The organism is Mycobacterium sp. SVM_VP21 (assembly GCA_024758765.1).
GTDB lineage: Bacteria > Actinomycetota > Actinomycetes > Mycobacteriales > Mycobacteriaceae > Mycobacterium > Mycobacterium heraklionense_C.
Genome location: CP101406.1, coordinates 1,100,459 through 1,119,921 on the forward strand (window position 1 = coordinate 1,100,459; position 19,463 = coordinate 1,119,921).

Annotated in this window: 18 protein-coding genes and 1 pseudogene; 8 read left to right on the plus strand and 11 right to left on the minus strand. The window is 69.1% G+C overall.

Annotated elements, in window-relative coordinates; all coding sequences use genetic code 11:
* The first annotated feature begins 42 nt into the window (after positions 1–42).
* A complete protein-coding gene (locus NM962_05455) occupies positions 43–714 on the plus strand; it encodes a cutinase family protein (protein ID UVO14562.1) in 672 nt (223 codons plus the stop codon).
* A 15-nt stretch (positions 715–729) separates the two neighbouring features.
* Here the strand turns inward: NM962_05455 and NM962_05460 are convergent, their stop codons facing one another.
* Entirely contained in the window at positions 730–1,524 is a 795-nt protein-coding gene (locus NM962_05460) for an S-methyl-5'-thioadenosine phosphorylase (protein ID UVO13557.1), read from the minus strand.
* A gap of 15 nt (positions 1,525–1,539) precedes the next feature.
* On the opposite strand from NM962_05460, the gene NM962_05465 reads away from it, so the two are divergent.
* Positions 1,540–2,418, plus strand: a complete 879-nt coding sequence (locus NM962_05465; GenBank protein ID UVO13558.1) for a 1,4-dihydroxy-2-naphthoate polyprenyltransferase — start codon at positions 1,540–1,542, stop codon at positions 2,416–2,418.
* 54 nt (positions 2,419–2,472) lie between these two features.
* On the opposite strand, the gene NM962_05470 is transcribed toward NM962_05465, so the two are convergent.
* Positions 2,473–2,769, minus strand: a complete 297-nt coding sequence (locus NM962_05470) for a DUF4229 domain-containing protein (GenBank protein ID UVO13559.1) — start codon at positions 2,767–2,769, stop codon at positions 2,473–2,475.
* A 76-nt stretch (positions 2,770–2,845) separates the two neighbouring features.
* On the opposite strand from NM962_05470, the gene NM962_05475 reads away from it, so the two are divergent.
* Complete coding sequence (locus NM962_05475) at positions 2,846–2,998, plus strand: hypothetical protein (GenBank protein ID UVO13560.1); 153 nt, start codon at positions 2,846–2,848, stop codon at positions 2,996–2,998.
* Positions 2,999–3,028: 30 nt separating this feature from the next.
* Here the strand turns inward: NM962_05475 and NM962_05480 are convergent, their stop codons facing one another.
* From NM962_05480 to hemL, 7 genes are all read right to left on the minus strand, one after another.
* The gene (locus tag NM962_05480) at positions 3,029–4,252 is read right to left on the minus strand and encodes a MinD/ParA family protein (GenBank protein ID UVO14563.1); all 1,224 of its coding nucleotides are present in this window, start codon (positions 4,250–4,252) and stop codon (positions 3,029–3,031) included.
* Positions 4,253–4,451: 199 nt separating this feature from the next.
* On the minus strand, positions 4,452–5,429 hold the full coding sequence (ccsB, locus tag NM962_05485; GenBank protein ID UVO13561.1) for a c-type cytochrome biogenesis protein CcsB: 978 nt from the start codon (positions 5,427–5,429) through the stop codon (positions 4,452–4,454).
* Positions 5,430–7,007: a cytochrome c biogenesis protein ResB gene (locus tag NM962_05490; protein UVO14564.1), complete on the minus strand. Its 1,578-nt coding sequence runs from the start codon at positions 7,005–7,007 to the stop codon at positions 5,430–5,432. It lies immediately after the preceding gene.
* Between the two features lie 113 nt (positions 7,008–7,120).
* Positions 7,121–7,900: a cytochrome c biogenesis CcdA family protein gene (locus NM962_05495; GenBank protein ID UVO13562.1), complete on the minus strand. Its 780-nt coding sequence runs from the start codon at positions 7,898–7,900 to the stop codon at positions 7,121–7,123.
* Positions 7,897–8,496 (minus strand): TlpA family protein disulfide reductase, encoded by a 600-nt coding sequence (locus NM962_05500; GenBank protein ID UVO13563.1) that lies wholly within the window; start codon positions 8,494–8,496, stop codon positions 7,897–7,899. Before NM962_05500 ends, NM962_05495 begins: the two co-directional genes overlap by 4 nt.
* Before the next feature lie 2 nt (positions 8,497–8,498).
* Complete coding sequence (locus NM962_05505) at positions 8,499–9,107, minus strand: histidine phosphatase family protein (protein ID UVO13564.1); 609 nt, start codon at positions 9,105–9,107, stop codon at positions 8,499–8,501.
* Positions 9,107–10,426 carry a glutamate-1-semialdehyde 2,1-aminomutase gene (hemL, locus tag NM962_05510; protein ID UVO13565.1) on the minus strand — a complete coding sequence of 440 codons (1,320 nt, stop codon included), beginning with the start codon at positions 10,424–10,426 and terminating at the stop codon, positions 9,107–9,109. The genes NM962_05505 and hemL overlap by 1 nt, the downstream gene beginning before the upstream one ends.
* Positions 10,427–10,518: 92 nt before the next feature.
* On the opposite strand from hemL, the gene NM962_05515 reads away from it, so the two are divergent.
* The 3 genes from NM962_05515 (at position 10,519) to NM962_05525 (ending at position 13,819) form a co-directional block, all read left to right on the plus strand.
* Positions 10,519–10,902, plus strand: coding sequence for a nitroreductase family deazaflavin-dependent oxidoreductase (locus NM962_05515; protein UVO13566.1), 384 nt, complete (start codon positions 10,519–10,521; stop codon positions 10,900–10,902).
* A gap of 138 nt (positions 10,903–11,040) precedes the next feature.
* On the plus strand, positions 11,041–12,249 hold the full coding sequence (locus tag NM962_05520; protein ID UVO13567.1) for a cupin domain-containing protein: 1,209 nt from the start codon (positions 11,041–11,043) through the stop codon (positions 12,247–12,249).
* Between the two features lie 106 nt (positions 12,250–12,355).
* Positions 12,356–13,819, plus strand: a complete 1,464-nt coding sequence (locus tag NM962_05525) for a PPE family protein (protein ID UVO13568.1) — start codon at positions 12,356–12,358, stop codon at positions 13,817–13,819.
* A 474-nt stretch (positions 13,820–14,293) separates the two neighbouring features.
* On the opposite strand, the pseudogene NM962_05530 reads toward NM962_05525, so the two are convergent.
* Both NM962_05530 and NM962_05535 read right to left on the minus strand, forming a co-directional pair.
* A pseudogene (locus tag NM962_05530) lies at positions 14,294–15,100 on the minus strand (PE family protein).
* 783 nt (positions 15,101–15,883) lie between these two features.
* Positions 15,884–17,257: a PPE domain-containing protein gene (locus tag NM962_05535; GenBank protein UVO13569.1), complete on the minus strand. Its 1,374-nt coding sequence runs from the start codon at positions 17,255–17,257 to the stop codon at positions 15,884–15,886.
* Between the two features lie 169 nt (positions 17,258–17,426).
* On the opposite strand from NM962_05535, the gene NM962_05540 reads away from it, so the two are divergent.
* Positions 17,427–18,470, plus strand: coding sequence for an ABC transporter permease (locus NM962_05540; protein UVO14565.1), 1,044 nt, complete (start codon positions 17,427–17,429; stop codon positions 18,468–18,470).
* A gap of 3 nt (positions 18,471–18,473) precedes the next feature.
* Entirely contained in the window at positions 18,474–19,463 is a 990-nt protein-coding gene (locus NM962_05545; protein UVO13570.1) for an ATP-binding cassette domain-containing protein, read from the plus strand.

Sequence of the window (19,463 nt, forward strand, 5' to 3'; positions counted from 1 at the left end):
GTAATGAAGGCACGGCGTATCACCCGGTACCTGGCCACAGCGATGGTGATGGGAGGTGCCGCATTGGTGTCCCCCGGCGTCCCGTCCGTCTCGGCGCAGCCCTGCCCCGACGTGGAGGTGGTGTTCGCGCGCGGCACCGGCGAGCCACCTGGGGTCGGTGGCATCGGTCAATCGTTCGTCGATGCGCTGCACGCCAAGGTGGGTGAGCGATCCTTCCAGGTGTATCCGGTCAACTACGCCGCCAGCAGCGACTTGGGCGGCGGAGTCGACTTCGCCCGCACGGTCGTCGACGGCATCCGAGACGCCGGCAGCCATATCGAGAACACCGCCGCGAACTGCCCCCACACCCGAATCGTGCTAGGCGGCTTCTCGCAAGGTGCGGCGCTGGCCGGCTACACCACGTCGGCCGAGATCCCCAAGGAAGTCCCCGCCGAGTACCGTGCCTACCTTCCCCAGCCGATGCCGTCGTCGGTGGCCGACCACGTTGCCGCGGTCGTGTTGTTCGGCACGCCCTCAGCGGAGTTCCTTTCACCCAACGGCGCGCCACCAGTGCGGATCGGTCCGCTGTATGCGTCCAAGGCCCTGGAGCTGTGCGCCGATGGCGACACCATCTGCAATGGCGCCCCGGCCGGCGGACCGCCCGTCGCCCACGCGTCATACGGCGTCAACGGAATGACCGAGCAGGGCGCCGAGTACGCGGCCGCCCACCTCTGAGCGCCCTGCGTTGACTCAGGGCAGCTCGAAAGGCAACTGAATGCCTTCGTGCGGTAAGCAGTGCGTGCAGGTCCGCTCTTCGTCGATGTGCTCAATGGCTTCGTGCACCAGCTTTTTGAACGGTTCGATGTTCTTCTGGAACTCGGCGAACACATCGACGGCCTTCACGCCACTGCCGACGTCGACACCGGCATCCAAATCGGTGACCAGAGCTACTGCGGCATAACACATTTCCAATTCGCGAGCCAGCACCGCTTCGGGATATCCGGTCATGTTGATCAGTCGGAATCCCGCCGCCGCGAACCATTGGCTTTCGGCGCGGGTGGAGAATCGCGGCCCCTGGATCACCACCATGGTTCCGCCGTCGACCACGTCGGGCAGGCCGGTCGCCGCGGTCCGCAGCGTCGGGCAGTACGGGTCGGCGAACTCGACGTGCACGCCGCCGTCGTCGAAGTAAGTATCGGCACGGCCCCGGGTGCGGTCGACCAGCTGATCGGGCACCACCACCGAGCCGGGAGGCAGTTCCGGGGTCAGACTGCCGACCGCACAGGGCGCGAGGATCCGTCGCACCCCCAGCGTCCGCAACGCCCACATGTTGGCCCGATAAGGCACCGTGTGGGCCGAGTACTCGTGAGCGGCCCCGTGCCGCGGCAGAAACGCCACTTCGTGGCTACCGACGGCACCGACAGTGATCTCCGCGCTGGGCGCCCCGTAGGGGGTGTCGCAACTGACGCGGCGCGCGTCGTCACCGAAGAACGAGTAGAAACCGCTACCGCCGATCACGCCCAGCAACCTCTGCTCCTCCCGCATGCAAGGATCGTGCCCATGTCCGAAAAGGCCAGCTTCGCACAGTGGATCGAAGGCGCGCGTCCCCGCACCCTGCCCAACGCGATCGCCCCGGTGATCGCCGGAACGGGCGCGGCCGCCTGGTTGGGCGCCGCGGTGTGGTGGAAGGCACTGCTGGCGCTGACCGTCGCGTTGGCGCTGATCATCGGGGTGAATTTCGCCAACGACTACTCCGACGGCATCCGCGGTACCGACGACGACCGGACCGGACCGCTGCGCCTGGTGGGCTCCCGGCTGGCCAGCCCGCGGGCGGTACTGACGGCGGCCATCGCCGCGCTCTCGGTGGGTGCGCTGGCCGGCTTGGCGCTGGCCCTGGTCAGCGCCCCGTGGCTGCTGGTGGTGGGCGCGGCCTGCATCGCCGGGGCCTGGCTGTACACCGGCGGGTCGAGGCCGTACGGCTACGCCGGCTTCGGCGAGATCGCGGTGTTCGTGTTCTTCGGGCTGGTCGCGGTGTTGGGCACCCAGTACACCCAGGCCCTACGGGTGGACTGGGTCGGCGGCGCGCTGGCGGTGGGCGTCGGCGCACTGTCGTCGGCAGTGCTGGTGGCCAACAATCTGCGCGACATCGCCACCGACAAACCGGCCGGCAAGATCACCCTCGCGGTACGCCTCGGCGACGCCCGCACCCGGGTGCTGTTTGTACTGCTGGTGGCGCTGGCCGGGTTCTTGACGCTGGCCCTGATGCGGGCCACCCCGTGGTGCGCGGCCGGATTCATCGCCACGCCACTGGCGTTGCGGGCCATGGCCCCGGTGCGGTCCGGACTCGGTGGCGCCGCGCTGATTCCGGTGCTGCGCGACACCGGGTTGACCATGCTGGTGTGGGCGATCGCGGAGGCGTTGGCGCTGACTCTGCGTTGAGGGCGACGGTGACTCGAACTTTCCCGCCGTACACGCAGAATCAACGGGAGGGGTTTACTCCCCGCGCAGCCGGGCCTGCAGTTTCTCGCGTTCCTGTCGGCGACGTTCGCCGGCCACGGTCAAGCTTTCGGTCGCGCGCTTACGCAGCGGTGTGAAGAGCCACATCCCCAACGGCAGCGCGACGATCAGGGCCAGCATCGCCGCGATGATCGGCGGGAAATCGCTGAGCCCGAGCAGCCGGCCCAGTCCGTAGATCACCGCCGTCAGTACGACCACCAACGCCAGCCGCGCCGCCGTGTACACCGCCACATCGAGTACCGCACGGCCCAACGGGGCCCGACCTTTCGCCACGGTGATCAAGCCTACTGGCGGGCCGGACCGGCGAGAACGACGCTAACGGTATATTCGGCGACAGGAGGTGTCGCGAGTGCTCTACCTGCTCCTCGTCCTGACTCTGGGAACGCTGCTGTACCTCAGCCTGCGTGCCATTCGTGCCCGGCCGAAGACCCGTGTGATCGGACCGGACGACGACCCGGAGTTCCTGTGGCGGATCAGCCACGGCGACAACAACCAGCCCTAGGGCCGCCACCTCCGAATCAGGCCCCCCGATCTAGACGAAGTGTTGGTTGAACCGATCGTCGCCGGGGAACGCCTCGGCAACCACCGCAGCCAGCTCGACGAGCGCCTCGCGGGTCTCCCGCTTCAGCCGCATCAGATCGATCTCCGCGCCCTCTTCCAGGTGCGGGTCGAACGGCACCAACCGCACCGCACGGCAACGCCGGGAGAAGTGGTCGACCACCTTCTGCATGTCGACCTTGCCTGAGCGTGGCCGCACCGCGTTGATCACCGCGACCGAGTTGCGCACCAGGTCTTCGTGACCGTGCGCGTCGAGCCAGTCCAGCGTCGCCGAGGCGCTGCGGGCGCCGTCGACCGAACCGGAACTGACCACAATCATGGTGTCGGCCTTGGCAAGCACCGCTGACATGGCGGAGTGCATCAGACCGGTGCCGCAGTCGGTCAGGACCAGGCTGTAGAAACGCTCCAAAACCTGCAGCGTGCTGGCGTAGTCCTCGGCGCTGAACGCTTCCGAGACCGCCGGGTCACTGTCGGAGGCGAGCACCTCCAGGCGGCTGGGGCCCTGGTTGGTGTAGCTGCGGACATCGCTGTAGCGCTGGATGCCGTCGGCGTCACGCAGCAGATGCCGCACCGTCGCCGACGTCTCCATCGGCACCTTCTGGTTCAGCGTGCCGCGGTCGGGGTTGGCGTCCACGGCAACCACCCGGTCACCTCGGATGGAGGCGAACGTGGCCCCCAGGGTCGCGGTGATGGTGGTCTTACCAACACCGCCCTTCAGCGACAGCACCGCAATCCGGTGACAGCCCTGCAGCGGCCGGTTCACCTGCACCACCATGTCGTTGAAGCGGATGGTGCGGGGGCTCTCGCCGACGTTGATCAGCTGGCCGGACAGTACATAGAGCAAGCGGCGCCAGCCCGACGATGGCGGCGGCTTGACCTGTCGCAACAGTGAGGTGGTGGACAGATCCGAGAACGGGGCGATGGGCTCGGAGGCGCGATACGGCGCCTGCGTGCCACTGCCGGAGGCACCGCCGAAGTAGACCGGAGCGGGGTGCTCCATGGGCTGCGGAACCCAGGTGGTCGATGCGCCCGCGTTCCAGGACTGTTGCTGCGGCGGAGCTTCCGCGGGCGTCGCCGGCCACGGGTCGACCGGCTCGGAGAACCGGCGCTCAGTGCGGAAACCGCCGAAGGAGCGGGTCTCCTCTCCCGCGGGCCGCTGGTTGAACGACCCCGCGGCCCCGGACTCCGAAGCGTCCACGGGGCCATCAGCCGCCTCGCTGACGTGCTGCAGCGGCCGGAACTGGGTGGTCGGATGATCCGTCACGTCATGACTCGCAGTGACATCACCGGGTGCATGGTCGGACACTTGTATCTCCCCTGTCACACTGGTTAGGACGTCAATGGACGTCGGTAACCGCAGGGTAGCGCAGCTGTCATAAAGGAATCTGTCAGCTGGATTAGCCGACTCCGGCATACGAGTGCAGGCCGACGGTCACCAGGTTGACGAAAAACAGGTTGAAAATCATCGCCGCGAAACCCACGACGTTGATCCACGCCGCCTTGTAGTCGCGCCACCCGGCCGTCGACCTGGCATGGAGGTAGGCGGCGTAGACGACCCAGGCGATGAACGAAACCGTCTCCTTGGGGTCCCAGCCCCAGTAGCGGCCCCACGCCCCCTCGGCCCAGATCGCGCCGAAGATCACACCGAAGCCGAACACCGGGAAGGCGAAGATCGTGGTCCGGTAGGCGATGCGGTCCAGGGTTTGCGCATCGGGGAGCCGGCGCACCATCCGAGCCAGGGCTCCCGGGGCGTCGGGGTCACTGAGCCGCGTCGAGCGGATGAGAAACAGGATGCTGGCCACCCCGGCCACCAGGAACACCCCGGAGCCGATGCTGACCACCGACACGTGGATCGGCAGCCAGTAGGACTGCAGGGCGGGCATGACCGGGGCAGCCGTGGCGTAGAGCCAGCGGCCGGAGACCGTCAGCAGGATCAGCACCGGCAGCAGCACGAACACCCACAGGCTGCGGTGTTGCGGCCGGCGCAGCGCGACGGCGGAAGCCACCAGCCCGGAGAAGCAGGTCAGGTTGATGAACTCGTACATGTTGCCCCACGGCGGGCGCAGGGTGGCAGCGCCGCGGAACACGATGCAGGCCAGCAGCAGGGCGATGCCCAAATAGACCAGGGCCAGGCCAGCGCGGCCCACCCGCTCGCCCAGTGGCCGTCGCTGCGCGGGGGCCACCACCCCCGGCGTGGTGCTGTCGGAGCGCACACCGCCGGCTGAAACCAGCTCGTTCGCGGCGGGCGTGCGGGCACGGCTGGAGGCCAGTTCGACGGCCAACAACAGCAGCGCGATGACCAGCACGATCATCGCTGAGGTGAACGCCCAGTCGGAGTAGCGCGCCAGCCCGATGTCGATATGACTCGTATTCACCTACGTCTCCTTGCCGAAGAGCTTCGTGCTCAACCGCTCGAACTCGTCACCCCAGCCGGAGTTGTCGGTGCGAGCCAGCCCGCCCAGCTCGACGTTCACCGTACCGGCCTGCTTCCCGGGCGGGGGCGATGAGCACGCGCCAGCGTGCGAAGAGAGACCCGGCCGCGTCGACTCCGGGCTGATCCGAATCCAGATCCGGCGGCGGCGCACCACCAGCGACACCACCAGCCCCGCCATCATCGTCATCGCGAACACCAGCACCCAGAGCTCGGCCGGATCGTGCGAGACCTGGATGTTGACGAACGGCACCGCACCGTCGAAGCGCACCTTCGTGCCGTCATCGAGGCGGATCTGTTCGCCGGCCTTCAGGTTGGACCGCGCCACCTTGGTCAGCCGGCCCTGGTCAATCAGCCGGGAATCCAGGGTGAACAGGCTCTGCGGCCGGCCGGTGTCTAGTCCGGTGTCGCCGCGGTAGACGTCGATCGCGACCGCGGGGTCGTTCATGGCGGGGAATGCCGACGACAGCAGCCGGTTGTCGAGCTGTTCGGTCGGAGCGAACAGGCCCTGGATGCCGATCTGGTGCTTGCGGCGCTCGCTGGCGTCGGGATAGACCCCGGCCGGGGGATCGATACGGATCGCGCCCGACGACAACAGCGTCAGCGGGTTGTCCGGGCGGAACTGCACCGTCTGGGTGCGGGTCTGTCCGTCCGGGAAGGTCACGGTGAAGGTGGGCGCGTAGCCGTGCCCCTGCAGGTAGGCCCGCACGCCGCCGACCCGCAGCGGATGGTTGACCTCCAGCAGGTAGGGCCGCCACTGGCCGGTGCGCAGGTCCTCGCCGGCCTGGTAGTCGATGTGCGCGGTGAAGGCGGTCGCCAGACCGGAGACCAGATAGTCGGCGGTGAAGTCGTTGACCCGCACGCACAGCGGGTGCAGCTTGGTCCCGTCGACGGTGGCGCCGGCCCGGAACGAGTCGAACGCAGCCGGCGACGCCGAGCAGAATCCCGGTCCGCCGTCGGCGATGACCATCACGTTGCCCTCGTAGCCGAACATCCGGCCGAGGGCGACGGCGGCCAGCAGACCCAGTAGCGCGAAATGGAAGATCAAGTTGCCGAATTCGCGCAGATAGCCCTTCTCCGCCGAGACTTCGACGGTGCCTTCCGGTGGCGACCCGCTGCGGCCGTCCGCAGAGCGGGTGATCCGTCGCCAGCCGCGCAACTCTGCGGCCATCTGGGCGCCGAGCTCGTCGGCGTCACCGGCCAGCTGTGTCGTGGCGTGTTTGGGCAGCCGAGACAGGTTGCGCGGTGCCGCCACCGGGGTGGCACGCAGGTTGCGCAGATGTTCGAGGGTCCGCGGGGTCAGACAACCGATCAGCGACACGCACAGCAGCACGTAGATGGCGGTGAACCAGAAGCTGGAAAAGACGTCGAATGCCTCCAGCTGGTTCAGCCACGGACCCAGTACCGGGTGCAACGCCAGGTACTCCTCGACCTTGGCGGCGTTGAGGCTGCGTTGCGGCAGCAGTGCCCCGGGGATGGCGGCCAGCGCGAGCAACACCAGCAGCACCAGCGCGGTGCCCATCGAGGTCAGCGCCCGCCAGGTGTTGCGGACTTTCGCGGTGAGCAGACGCAGAATCGCACGCGGCGAACGCCGCGGGTGCGATTCTGTGTCTGCTCGCGGTGGAGAAGCGGCCATCAGATCGGCAGCCTGACATCAGAGACCAGGCCGTCACGGACCGCGGCCACGAAGTGGTCCCATACGCCGGTGACCAGAGCGAGCCCGACCGCGATCAGCAATACCCCGCCCAGAACCTGGATCGCCCGGGTGTGGCGGCGCAGCCAGCTCAGCCCGGCCACCGCGCTGGCCGATCCGAACGCCAGGGCCACGAACGGGATGCCCAGGCCCAGGCAGTAGGCGATCACCAGCACCACGCCGCGGGCCACCCCGGCGCCGTCGGTGGTCGAAGCGACCGCGATCACCCCGGTCAGGGTCGGCCCCAGGCACGGGGTCCAGCCGAGCGCGAACACCGCGCCCAGCAGCGGTGCACCGAACACGGTGGACAGCTGCTGCGGGGTGAAGCGGAGTTGGCGCTGCAGTGCGGGAACGAATCCGATGAACACCAGGCCCATCAGAATCGTCACCGCGCCGCCGACCCGTTGCAGCAGCACCTGATTGGTGATCAACGTGGTGGTCATGCCCAGCACGGCCACCGAGCCCAGCAGGAACACCGCGGTGAACCCGGCAACGAACAGCGCCGCCGACCCAGCGACGCGCCACCTCGCGCCGGGCGGGGCTTTGCGGGTGTCGGGGTCGGGCCGTTCGTCGACACCCACCACCGCCGCCAGGTAGGACAGGTAGCCCGGTACCAACGGCACCACGCACGGCGAGGCGAACGACACCAGCCCGGCCAGGGCCGACACGGCGACGGCCAACAACAGCGGGCCGGTGGTGGCGGTGGCGGTGAAGCCGCTCACGACGCCGCCTCGGTGCTTTCGGCAGCCAGCCGCTGCACGACGGGCTGCAGGTCTTCGGCCAGCACTTCACGCAGGAACACCGCCGCGACCCGGTGCTGCCGGTCGAGCACCATGGTCGCCGGGATCACCGACGAGGGATAGCGGCCGCCGAACGCAATCATGGTGCGCATCGCCGGGTCGTAGATCGAGGGATAGGTGATGCGCCGATCGGAGATGAAGTCGCGGGAGGCCTGCGGCTCGGGGTCGCGGACGTCAATGCCCAGGAATGCCACCCCCTGAGCGCGGGTGTCGTCGTAAACCTTTTGCAGTTGGCTGATTTCGGTACGGCAGGGACCGCACCACTGCCCCCAGACATTGACGACGACGACCTGGCCGGCGAAGTCGTCGACGCCGATGGTGCGCGACGGGTCCATCAGGTCGGGCCCGGAGATCGGGCCGGGCCGGCCGCGGGCCTCGGGGGGATCGTAGAAGATGTCGGTCTTTCCGCCGGGCGAGACGAACTCGAAGGTGCCGCCGTGAGTGACGGCGTCGTCGCCGACCGAGCAGCCCGAGATCAGGGCGGCCAGCACTGCCCCGACAATCAGCACTGCCCGCATCGTCAGCCGCCGGCCGGAACCTGGTAGTCGACGTCGACGAGACGATCGCCGTCGTAGATCAACGTGGTCACCGAGCCCACGCCGCATTCGCGCCGGCGCGGATCGTGCCAGAGCCGGTTGCCGGTGAGGTGCTGGCGCGCCGTCCAGACCGGCAGCTGGTGGCTGACGCACACCACCTCGTGGCCGGCGCCGCGAGCGCGGGCCTTGCTCACCGCGGTGGCCATCCGGGCCGCGATCTGGTCGTAGGGCTCGCCCCACGACGGGGTGAAGGGGTTGCGCAGGTGCCACCAGAATCGTGGGTTGCGCCAAGCGCCGTCGCCGGGCGAAACACGCTTGCCCTCAAAGAAGTTGGCCGACTCGATCAGGTCCTCGTCGGTGTCGATGGCCAGGTCGTGCCGGGCGGCGATGGGGGCGGCGGTCTCCTGGGCGCGCTGCAGCGGCGAGGCGATCACCGCGACGATATCGCGGTGAGCCAGCAGGTCGGCGGCGGCGACCGCCTGGGCGCGGCCGGTATCCGAGAGCCGGAATCCCGGCAGCCGGCCGTAGAGAATGCCGTCGGGGTTGTGGACCTCGCCGTGGCGGATCAGGTGGACGCGGGTTTGTTCTGCCATCAGGGTTTCGGCTCTCCGGTGGTGGCGGCGGCACGGGCCGCGGCGGGTAGCGCCGAGGCGATCCGGTCGAAGGCCTCGTCGGTCAGGGCAGCTGAGACGAACCAGGCCTCGAAGGCACTGCAGGGCAGGTAGACGCCGGCTTCCAGCAGGGCGTGGAAGAACGCCGGGAAGCGCCAGGTGTCGCTCGCGCGGGCGGCAGCGAAGTCGGTGACGGGTTCGTCGGCGAAGAACACGCTGAACATGTTGCCGGCCCGCGGAATCTGGTGCGCCACACCGGCCTCCGTCAGCGCTTCGGCCAGCATCGCGGTCAACCGGTCGGCGTTCTTGTCGAGTGCGGCGTAGACGTCGTCGTCGGCGGCGCGCAGCGTGGCCAAGCCTGCGGCGATGGCCACCGGGTTCCCCGACAGCGTCCCGGCTTGATAGACCGGCCCCAGCGGTGCCAGTCGGTCCATCACCTCGGCCCGGCCGCCGAACGCCGCGGCCGGCAGCCCACCGCTGATCACCTTGCCGAAGGTGAACAGGTCGGCGTCGACGGGATCGATTCCGTACCAACCGCTTCGGCTCACCCGGAAGCCGGTCATCACCTCGTCGACGATCAGCAGCGCCCCGCGCGCGGCGGTGATCGCCCGCAGTTCGGCGTTGAAGCCGGGCGCCGGCGGCACCACACCCATGTTGCCGGGGCTGGCCTCGGTGATGACGGCGGCGATCTGGTCGCCGAATTCGGCGAAAGCCTCGCGCACGGCATCGATGTCGTTGTAGGGCAACACGATCGTGTCGGCGGCGGTGGCGCCGGTGACGCCCGGTGACGACGGCAAGCCGAGGGTGGCGACCCCGGAGCCGGCGTCGGCAAGCAGGGCGTCGACGTGGCCGTGGTAGCAGCCGGAGAACTTAATGACCTTGGCCCGGCCGGTGAAGCCGCGGGCCAGCCGCAGTGCGCTCATGGTGGCCTCGGTGCCGGAGTTGACCAGCCGGAGCTTCTCCACCGCCGGCACCCGGGCGATGATCTCGGCCACCAGCGCGGTCTCACCGCGGGTGGGCGCCCCGAAGGACAGGCCGGTTCCGACGGCATCGCGGACCGCCTCGACCACCGCGGGATGGGCGTGGCCCAGGATCATCGGGCCCCAAGAGCAGACCAGGTCCACATAGCGGTGGCCGTCGGCGTCGGTCAGCCAGCAACCCTGCGCCTCGGCGATGAAGCGGGGCGTGCCCCCCACCGCCGAGAATGCCCGGACCGGTGAGTTGACGCCGCCGGGGATCACCGCGCAGGCCTCGGCGAACAACCGCTCCGATACCGCTGTGGCCTGATCCGCATTACCCACGGCGACCAGTGTCCCAGTTCGCGCGACATCGCTCGACTACAGGGTGTAGTTGAGGGTTGATGTGGGTGGGCGGCCGGAGTTGGATGGCAGTCATGCAACTACCGCAGCGGCTGGCCCGGTTCAACCGGCATGTGACCAACCCGATCCAGCGAATGTGGGCAGGCTGGGCGCCGACGTTCGGAATCCTCGAGCACGTCGGGCGGCGCTCCGGCAAGCCCTACCGGACCCCGCTGACCGTGTTCAGCACCGACGATGGGGTGGCCATTCTTCTCACCTACGGCCCGGATCGGGATTGGTTGAAGAACATCACCGCCGCGGGCGGTGGCACCATGCGCCGGCACGGCAAGACCATCGGTGTCACCGAACCGCGGGTCGTCAGCAAAGCAGAGGCGGCCGAGCACGTGAGTCCGCGGACCCGCAGGATCTTCGCCCGGCTGCCGTTCGAGCAAGCGGTACTGCTCACCAGGCAGGGCTGAACGGTGCAGTTCTCCAAGAGACGCGCCCGGTTCAATCGGCTCGTGACGAACCCGCTGCTCGGGCGCGCCGGGGTGCCGCACACCCTGCTGCTCACCCGGTTCGGCTGATCAGATCCCTGCCAGGTGTACCGTTTGCCGGTGTCCGCCGCCTCATCCCAGTTGGCCCGGCTGCTGGCACCACTACCGGTGCCGGAGTTCCTCGATGAGGTGTTCGGGTCCGGGCATCGCCACATCAAGCGCAGCGACCCGACGTATTTCAGCTCACTGCTGCGCGGGCCGTCAGCCGCCGAGGAACTGCTGGAGCACGTTCGCCCCGACCCGACCGGAGTGCACGCGGTGCGCGGCGAGGCGCACCGGGATGCGGCAACCTACCGGCTAGCCAACGGCACGCTGGACCTCGCGGCCGTCCAGCGCGACCTGGCCGGCGGCTACACCGTCGTCCTGGATCACCTGGAACGCCACGTGCGGGCGCTGGGTGAGCTGGCGAACGCCATCGAAGTCGAGTTGAACTACGCCACCCAGGTCAACGCCTACATCAGTCCGCCCGGATCGCAGGGCTTCCTGCCGCACTGCGACCACCACGACGTGCTGGTGCTGCAGATCCACGGCAGCAAGACGTGGTACCTGTACGGCGAGGCGGCCTTGGCGCCGCAGCAGATGCAGCGCCGCAAGGAGATCAGCGAGATCTTCGGCGCGGATCTGCCGAGGCCGACCGGCCTGCTGCTCGAGACCGGGGACACCCTGTATCTGCCGCGCGGCCGAGTCCATGCCGCCGAGGCCGGCTCCGAGCCGTCGGTTCACCTGACCGTCGGCATTCACGTACCGAGCGTGCTCGACCTGCTAACCCACATGCTGCAGCACCTGAGTTTCACCGACGACCGCATCCACACCCGGCTCCCCGCCCGCCATTTGGTGGACGACGACGTGCGGGCGAGCCTGCCCGGCATGATCGGCGACGCCGTGGACGTCCTTACCGATTCCACGGTGATCGCCGCCGGGCTGGACGCGTTCGCCGATCTATTGGTCCGGCGGGGCCGCTGCCCACCGGTCGGGCAGATCTCCCGCCTCGTCGACATCGGGGCCGAGACCCTGGTGACCAAGCACCAGCCGCTGTACTCGCGAGTGGTCAACTCCGGCGATCGCGTCGGACTGCAGTTCGCGCAGCTGCTGATCAGCGCCGGCGCCGACCACGAACCCGCTATGCGGTTCCTGTCTCGCAGCAGTGCGCCGTTTCGGGTCGCTGAACTGCCCGGACTCACCGCCGCCCAGCAGATCGGATTGGCCCGGCAACTGATCACCGCCGGCTTTCTACTCCGACTGCCAACCGAACCCATAAATGCGAAATAACGCCGCTAGATCGATCCGTGATTCCTAGGAAATTTCCAGGAATAAATCACGATTTGCGGTAATAGAATTTCCGGGTGGAGTGCGTCGGGAAGGCCCGTGGCTGATCATGACGGAACCGATCTGGATGGCATCGCCGCCCGAGGTGCACTCGACGCTGCTCAGCAGCGGGCCCGGCGCCGGTCCCCTGCTGGCAGCCGCGGGCGCGTGGGAGTCGCTCAGCAGCGAATACAGCGAGGTGGCCGAGGAACTCGCCGCGAAGCTCGCGGCGGTGCAAAGTTCGGCGTGGCAGGGGCCCAGCGCGGAGTCATATCTGGCCGCCAACGTGCCCTACCTGACCTGGCTGACCCAGGCCAGCGTCGACAGCGCGGCGGCAGCAGCCCAGCAACACACCGCAGCGACCGCCTACGTCACCGCCCTGGCGATGATGCCGACCATGGCCGAGCTGGCCCTCAATCACGCGGTGCACGCCGTGCTGGTGGCGACGAACTTCTTCGGGGTCAACACGATTCCGATCGCGGTCAATGAAGCTGACTACACCCGGATGTGGATTCAGGCGGCGACCACGATGGCCACCTACCAGACTGTGGCTGGTTCCGCTGTTGCCGCGACACCGCAGACCGCCGCCGCGCCGCAGATCGCAGCGGCCACCACCACCGGACCCACCCATGTGCATCGCCACCAGAATGAGCCGGGCGGCCAGCCGGCCACCCAGGACAGTGACAGCGTGACGAGTCCGGAGTGGTGGGAGAGCAGGGCCGACCAGCTGTTGACAGCGCTTCAGAACGATCTGGCCTCCCCCGACCCAATCCAATCAATCCTGTCCGACGGCTTCCTGCAGGGCGTACTACCGCACTACGGCGGCGAGGTGATCAGTGGCCTGTCCGCACCGCTGTCGGCACTGAGTCCAGTCATGTACGGGCTGATAGCGCCGGCCCTGGCGTCGAGCGCCTTTGCGGGTACCTCCGGACTGGCCGGCCTGGGCGCCATCCAAGTGACTCCGGTAGCGGGCGTCGTCCCCGACGCCCCGGTGCAGACGATCCCCGCCCCGGCCGGCAACGTGGCGCCGGTGCCGGCCATGTCCGGCACCGTTGCCGGCACAACGCCGGCACCCGGGATTCCCGCGACCGGCGGTACGGCGGCACCGCCCGCGGCGCCCCCGGCGGTCGGCACGCCAGGATTCGCCTTCCCGTATCTGGTCGGCGGGCCCGGCGTGGGCTCCGGCGCGCCGATGCCGGCGCAGTCCACGATGGGAACAGCTCGGCGCGCCGCCGCGGCCAGCGGCGCCACGGCCGCGACTACCGAGGAATCGGGCCGGCGCGGGCGCCGCCGCCGGACCAAGCTGACCGACCCCGGCTACCGCTACGAGTACCTGGATTCCGACGCATCGGTGGGCGCTTCGGAGCACGGTGCCGGGATGCTCGGGTTCACCGGCACGGTCCGCTCCGAGCGAGGCGTCACAGCGGGCGGACTGACCATCCTGGCCGGCGAGGAGGCCGCCGACCGCCCCACGGTTCCGATGGTGCCCAACACCTGGGAGCCCGGCGACGCCTGCGAGGACCCGAAAAGCTAGCTCAAGTCGCTGGCCGCGCTACGAGCCAGGCGGGTACGAGCCGGGCTGGCCAGGCAGGAACGTGCCGGCCGGTCCGGTGGCGCCGGGGCTACCGGCCGGGTCGCCAGCTCCCCCGGCCCCGCCCACGCCACCGCCCTGAAGGTCGCCACGGCCACCGTCTCCCCCGTCGCCGCCCGGGCCCTGCTGCCCGGTGGCTGCCCCGTCGTAGCCGGCGCCGCCGGCTCCGCCCGCACCGCCGGTGCCGCCCTTGCTGCCGACATTAACGCTCGGGCCGGTGCCGCCGTCACCACCACGGCCACCGGTCCCGCCCGCGCCGCCGGTGCCGCCGACCGGATGCTGGGCGTCTCCGGGCCCGCCGGCACCACCGACGCCGCCGACGCCCCCGTTGCGGCCCCATCCGGTGCCTGGGTGACCGATCATGCCGTCACCGCCGCGCCCGCCGGTACCGCCGTTGCCGGCGGTGGCATCCCATGCCCCCGCGGCACCGCCCGCGCCGCCAGCCCCGCCGTCACCACCGCGGCTGACGTTGCCGACCACTCCGCCGGCGCCGGCATTCCCGCCGGCACCGCCGTTACCGCCGTTGCCGAGGGCGCTGCCGGCCAGTCCGGCGCCGCCGATACCGCCCTGACCGCCGACACCACCCGCGCCGCCATTGGCGAAAATCTTGCCATCGCCGCCGACTACGTCGAGGCCACCGTTGCCGCCGGTCCCACCGGTACCACCGGCGCCGCCGTTACCGCCGGCCGGGTGGTCGACGGTTCCCGCGCCGCCGTTACCGCCCCAGCCGCCCTGACCTCCACCGGCGGCCAATCCGCCGATGGCGCTGCCTGCGTCACCGCCGTGGCCGCCGGCGCCGCCGTCGAAACCGGGAGCGGCGTTGCCGCCGTCGCCGCCCCAGCCGCCGCCGCCGCTGCCGCCGAGGAAGTTGCGGGCGTCGCCGCCGTCGGCACCATTGCCGCCGACCGCACCCGGTCCGTTCACGCCGTTCGCACCGTCGCCGCCGTCCCCGCCGGCACCACCGTTGCCCAACAGTGTTCCGCCGGCACCGCCCAGCCCGCCGCTCTCGCCAGTTCCGTCGGCGGCGGTTCCGCCCTCGCCACCGGCTCCGCCGTTACCGATCAGCCCGGCGGCGCCACCGGCCCCGCCGTCCATCTCGTAGGTGGTGACGTTGGTGCCGTCGGAACTGGTGGCGTTGAAGCCGTTGCCGCCATCGCCGAACAGCCATCCACCGTCGCCGCCGTTGGGATTCTCCAGAGTGCCGGCAACCCCGTTGCAGATCAGGCCGCAGTGCCCGTCGGTGGCGAACGCCGTGTTGATGATCGGGTCGATCGCCTGACCGAACGGGCTGTTGATCCACGCCTCGCCGAGCTCATGGATCGGCGTGTACACCTCTGCCTGGATCACGCCCGCGATAAGGACCTCGAACATCGACGTGTAGGTGTAGATGGAGTTGATCAGCAGGGCGCCGAAGTCCGATGAGTCGGCCGTGGCAAGGCCAGCCAGTCCGAGATCGCCGGCGTCCAGGCCGGTGTCGGCGAGGCCCAGCAAAGCCGGATCGACCGGGGTTGCCAGGGCCGCGCCGTCGATGATCGGGTCGAACAGGTCATCAATCTCGGCATGCGCGGGGACCGCGCCGACCAGTGGCGCCAGCCCCAGGGCGAGGAACGAGCCGATGCGCTGCTTCTTGACCTCACGACGTGCCACTTCCCCCACCCTCCGCTGCGACCTTGAAGCTGCGACCGGAACCGATGAAAGGGAGCCTAATCAGCTAGCCCGATACCCACAAGTGCGGCACATAAGACCTGGATCTGTATGTAAATGAGTGAATTCGAATCACGATGTTCCGCATATGCTCGATTCGGACGTCGCGCCTGGATCTACCTGAGGACTTCCAGTCGCTTCAGCCTGTCGCCGACAACGCCAGCCCTAGCTTCAGCAGCCACCGGATTAATGAACTTGATCCCTTCAGTAACAAGTTCGGTAATCGTGTTAGCGCTTTCCAGGAGGGGGCCTGAACTTTGTAAATTCTGCAAATACCTCGCTCCAGTTCGCCCCGGGGCCAGATCAGCGCCCCAGCAGGCGCATCTTCTGCTCGTTGTACTCGTCGTTGGTGATCAATCCGCGGTCACGCAGGTCGGCGAATTCGCGGATCTCCGCGGCGATGCCCATCATCGACGGGCTGGGGGCGCCCTCGGTTTCACCGACCTGCGAATCAGCCGTCGCGTCACTCGCCGCGCGCTGCGGCAGCTGTACTTGCGCAGACGATGCCGCATCGGCGGCCCCGCGGCCGCGACTGACCGATCCGGCCAGGGCGCTTCCGCCCATACCCGCCAGCGCCATCTGACTGAACGCGCTGCCGGCGCCGGACAGCGAGGCCGGCGGCGCACCGCCGAAGCCCGGTCCGGCCAGCGGCTTGGAGTAGGACAGGCTTCGAATCTCCGGGGCGTTGGCCGCCCAGTTGATCGGCACCGACAGGTTCCCGGCGGTGATTGCCTCGCCCATCGCCGCCGACATCGACGACGCCCCGGGCACCATCGGGCGCGACGGAGTCAACGGGGAGAACAGGTCGATGTTGCGCAGGATCTCGTACTCCACCACCTGCAGCTGATCCTGCTCTGCCAAGATCTCCCGAGTGCTGGCATCCCCCGCGGCCCAGGCGCCAGCCGACATGATCAGCCCCACCGCCGACACCGCACTGACGCCCAGCAAGTCCGACAGGCTCGGCAACGTGAAAATGTCCTCGGCCCCCTGCGCCATCCCGGGAATCGTGGCGGCCCCGGCCTGCAGCATGGAGTTGCTCGGCGACCCGAAGATCCCCGTGGCCAGCTGGCTGAGCAGGGACTGGACGTCGGACGACGACGACGTGGCTTCGGCGGACCCGACCGAGGCGGCTTGACTGGCCGGTCCGGCGGGATTGTTGGTCTGCGGTGGTTCCTGGAACGGCGTGAGTCCGGTGGCGGCCGCCGAGCCCGCGGCGTAGGCGTACATCGCGGCCGCGTCCTGGGCCCACATTTCGCCGTATTCGGCCTCGTTGGCCGCGATCGCCGCCGCGTTGGTGCCCAAGACATTGGTGGCGATCAGCAGCAGCAGGTGAGCTCGGTTGGCCGCCACCACCGAGGGCGGCACCGTCGCGCTGTGCGCCGCCTCATAGGCGGCCGCCGCCGCGTTCGCCTGTGCGGTCGTGTGGTCGATCTGGGTCGCGGTGGCGGTCATCCAGGCCACATACAGCGCGGCGGCCCGCGTCAGTGCCTCAGAGGCCGGCCCCAGCCAGGCCTGGGCCGTCAGCTCGGCGATCACCGATTCGTACGACGCGACCGCCGAGTGCAGTTCGGCGGAGAGTCCGCCCCAGGCGGCGGCTGCTGCTCGCATCGGCGCGGAGCCCGGCCCGGTGTAGATCCGCAAGGAGTTGATCTCCGGTGGCAGGGCAGCGTAATTCATCACCGACCCCCTCCCTGGGGCGTACACCGGGCGCATGAATGCGGCGTGTGTGTATTTGTAGCCCAAAAGCTAGCGGTTGACCGGCCATTCCGGATTTGCGGAGGCCCTTCCGGCCGCACGCCGCGACGGCGATCACAGCTGCACGCTGCGATAACATGCGCGCGTGCGGATGTTAATCACCGCGTTTCGCGATTTGCAGTGGCGACTGCGCCGGTTCATCGTCGCCGCGGTAGGCACCGCGATGGTGTTCGCCCTGACCCTGGTGCTGGCCGGGCTGACGCACGGATTCCGCGTAGAGGCAGAGCACGTCGTCGATTCACTGAACATCGACGGCTACCTGATCCAGACGGCCGCGGTGGGGCCGTTCATGGGTTCGTCGCGCTTCCCGCAGGCCGAAGCCGGCGATGTCGCCCGAATCTCCGGCGTGGACGCCGCTTTGCCAGTGGTCTACGGCAACACCATCCTGCAGGACGGTAAGGCGCCGCTGAACGTGAATATCTACGGCGTGCCCAAGGCCGCGATGCCGCCACTCACCGAGGGGCGGGCTCCGACCGAACCCAACGAGATCGCGATGTCGACCACGCTCAAGCGCGCCGTCGGGGACGAGATCGAACTGGGCGCAGACAAACTGCGAATCGTCGGCCTGGTGGAGAAGTCGACCACACTGGCCGGCCAACCCAATGGCTTCCTGACCGTGGCGGGCGCTCAACGTCTGATGTATTCGGGTCAGCCGGTGGTCTCCGCAATCGGCATAAGAGGCACGCCCGCGCACGTGCCGAAGGGCTACCGGGTGGTGGACCGGACCGCCGCTGTCGACGACATGGTTCGCCCGCTGGCCGGCGCCCAGATGGCCCTGTCGTACATGTCGGTGTTGCTGTGGGGGGTCGCTGCGCTGATCGTGGGCTCCCTGATCTACCTGTCTGCGCTGGAACGCACCCGCGACTTCGCGGTGTTCAAGGCGTTGGGGGTCACCACCGCGATGGTGCTGGCCGGGCTGGCCCTGCAGGCGGTGGTCGTCGCGGTGGCCGCGGCGGTGCTCGGTGGCATCTTGGCGGTGTCGATCGGGCCGCTGTTTCCGATGCTGGTGGCGGTGACCGGATCGTCGTTCGCGCTGCTGGTCCTGACCGCGGTGGGGATCGGCCTGCTGGCCAGCCTGGCGGGTTTACGCCACGCGGTCGCGGTGGACCCGGTACTGGCGTTCGGAGGGCCGTAACTCATGGGAGATCTGAGGATCCGTGATCTGGTCATCGAATACGCCACTGGCGGCGGGGAACCGATCCGTCCCATCCACGGCCTGAGCCTGGACGTCCCGGCCGGCTCACTGGTGGTGGTGCTCGGTCCCAGCGGCTGCGGTAAGACCACGCTGCTCTCGTGCTTGGGCGGCATCTTGAGCCCGACCAGCGGTCAGATCTTGTTCGGCGCCACCGATGTGACCACGCTAGGCCGGCGCGACATCACCTCCTACCGGCGGCGCACCGTCGGCATCGTCTTCCAGGCATTCAACCTGGTGCCGAGCCTGACCGCGCTGGAGAACGTGATGGTCCCGATGTGGGCAGCCGGATGGACCCAGTGGTCCGCCCAAGAACGTGCCCGGGATCTGCTGACCCGGGTCGGTCTGGCCGACCGGACTTCCCACCATCCCGGGCAGCTCAGCGGTGGCCAGCAGCAGCGGGTGGCGGTGGCGCGTGCCCTGGCCCTGGATCCGCCGCTGATCCTGGCCGACGAACCCACCGCGCAACTGGACTACGTCCGGGCCGGCGAAGTCGTGCAACTGTTGCGGGTGCTGGCGGCCGGCGACCGCGTTGTGGTGGTCGCGACCCACGACACCCGGATCGTCCCGCTGGCCGACATCGTCATTCAGCTGTCGCCGACCGCCGTACCGACGCGCCCGCAGCAGGCGCCGGTCCTGCTGGGGCCGGGCTCGGTACTGCTGGAGCAGGGCACCGTCGAGGACCTGATCTACGTCGTCACCGAAGGCGAGGTGGAGATCGCCCCCGACTCGGCGGGCGCCGGCGACGGGCTGCTCAAGATCGGCAAACCGGACCAGTACGCCGGCCAGCTCGGCCCCATGGTGCGGATCCCCCGCTCGGCGACGGTCCGCGCCCCGCGTGAGGCCACCGTCGTGAGTTACACGGTGGACGCGTTTCGCCAGCAGTTCGGCCGCCCACCGGTTCCCGATGTTCCTAACGAACCGGCATCAACCTGA

What these genes read in the sequence shown, in the direction of transcription:
- NM962_05535 (UVO13569.1), bottom strand. Translation starts at nt 17,257, where the DNA reads ATGAATTACGCTGCCCTGCCACCGGAGATCAACTCCTTGCGGATCTAC.
- NM962_05505 (UVO13564.1), bottom strand. Translation starts at nt 9,107, where the DNA reads ATGGCAGAACAAACCCGCGTCCACCTGATCCGCCACGGCGAGGTCCAC.
- NM962_05490 (UVO14564.1), bottom strand. Translation starts at nt 7,007, where the DNA reads ATGGGCACCGCGCTGGTGCTGCTGGTGTTGCTCGCGCTGGCCGCCATC.
- NM962_05455 (UVO14562.1), top strand. Translation starts at nt 43, where the DNA reads ATGGTGATGGGAGGTGCCGCATTGGTGTCCCCCGGCGTCCCGTCCGTC.
- NM962_05545 (UVO13570.1), top strand. Translation starts at nt 18,474, where the DNA reads ATGGGAGATCTGAGGATCCGTGATCTGGTCATCGAATACGCCACTGGC.
- NM962_05500 (UVO13563.1), bottom strand. Translation starts at nt 8,496, where the DNA reads ATGCGGGCAGTGCTGATTGTCGGGGCAGTGCTGGCCGCCCTGATCTCG.
- NM962_05515 (UVO13566.1), top strand. Translation starts at nt 10,519, where the DNA reads ATGCAACTACCGCAGCGGCTGGCCCGGTTCAACCGGCATGTGACCAAC.
- NM962_05540 (UVO14565.1), top strand. Translation starts at nt 17,427, where the DNA reads ATGTTAATCACCGCGTTTCGCGATTTGCAGTGGCGACTGCGCCGGTTC.
- NM962_05460 (UVO13557.1), bottom strand. Translation starts at nt 1,524, where the DNA reads ATGCGGGAGGAGCAGAGGTTGCTGGGCGTGATCGGCGGTAGCGGTTTC.
- NM962_05525 (UVO13568.1), top strand. Translation starts at nt 12,356, where the DNA reads ATGACGGAACCGATCTGGATGGCATCGCCGCCCGAGGTGCACTCGACG.
- NM962_05465 (UVO13558.1), top strand. Translation starts at nt 1,540, where the DNA reads ATGTCCGAAAAGGCCAGCTTCGCACAGTGGATCGAAGGCGCGCGTCCC.